Source organism: Castellaniella sp. S9, assembly GCF_027257175.1.
Classification (GTDB): domain Bacteria; phylum Pseudomonadota; class Gammaproteobacteria; order Burkholderiales; family Burkholderiaceae_B; genus Castellaniella.
Map to the genome: position 1 here is coordinate 1 of NZ_JAPFGD010000024.1, position 983 is coordinate 983.

The following is a 983-nucleotide window of genomic DNA, read 5'->3' on the forward strand; positions in this document are numbered from 1 at the left end:
GTCGAGGCCCACATGCCCGCCGCTCACCGGGCGCATCGCCAATGGACGCCCCAGCGCCTGATCAGTTGGGGGCTGACCATCGGGGTGGCCACCGGCGCCCTCATCGAGCAACTGCTGGTGCGCCACAAACACCCCGAGCACGGCTATCGCTCGGCCCTGGGGCTGCTCTCGCTGGCCAAGCGCTACGGCAAGGCGCGGCTGGAGGCCGCCTGCGCCATCGCCCTGTCACTGCACTCGTGCTACTACCGCACCGTGCGCGACATCCTGGTGAACGGCCGTGACCGTGTTGAACAGGCCGCCGGCACCGACTGGCACAGCCCGCCACACGAGCACCTGCGCGGCGCCCGTTCCTACCACTGAGCCCTCCAGGGAGAATCGAAATGCTTCATCAACAAACCTTCGCCCAACTGCGCGAGTTGAAACTCCTGGGCATGGCCGCCGCCCTGCAACGCCAGATCGAACAGCCTGCTTCCAGCGAACTGGCCTTCGAGCAGCGCCTGGCCTTGCTGGTGCAACAGGAATGCGACCACCGTCACGAACGCCGCTGCACGCGGCTGTTGCAACAGGCCCGCCTGAGGTATCCCCAGGCGACCATTGAGGACTTCGACACCCGCCCCGGGCGCGGTATCGAGCGCAGCCGATTCACCAGCCTGGCGCTGAGCGACTGGGCCAGCGCCGGGCATACCGTCATCCTGACCGGCGCCACCGGCTGCGGCAAGACCTGGATGGCCTGCGCCCTGGCGCAGTACGCCTGCCGTCAGGGCCATAGCACCCGCTATCTGCGTGTGCCGCGGCTGGCTGAAGAACTGCGTACCCTGCGAGCGGCCGGTTCCTACGCCAAGTGGTTGTTGCAACTGGCCAAGACGCAGGTGTTGGTGCTGGACGATTGGGGCCTGGTGGGCCTGGACACCCTGACCCGCGAAGCGCTGATGGAAATCCTGGATGACCGCGCCGGCGCACGCGCCACGCTGGTGACCAGCCAG

General features: G+C 67.8%; 1 protein-coding gene and 1 pseudogene. Both read left to right on the plus strand.

Annotated elements, in window-relative coordinates; translation table 11 throughout:
• A pseudogene (locus OOZ48_RS18385) lies at positions 1 to 360 on the plus strand (IS21 family transposase); the annotation flags it as partial.
• Between the two features lie 20 nt (positions 361 to 380).
• A partial coding sequence (locus OOZ48_RS18390; RefSeq protein ID WP_269500267.1) for an ATP-binding protein occupies positions 381 to 983 on the plus strand: 603 nt, incomplete at its 3' end.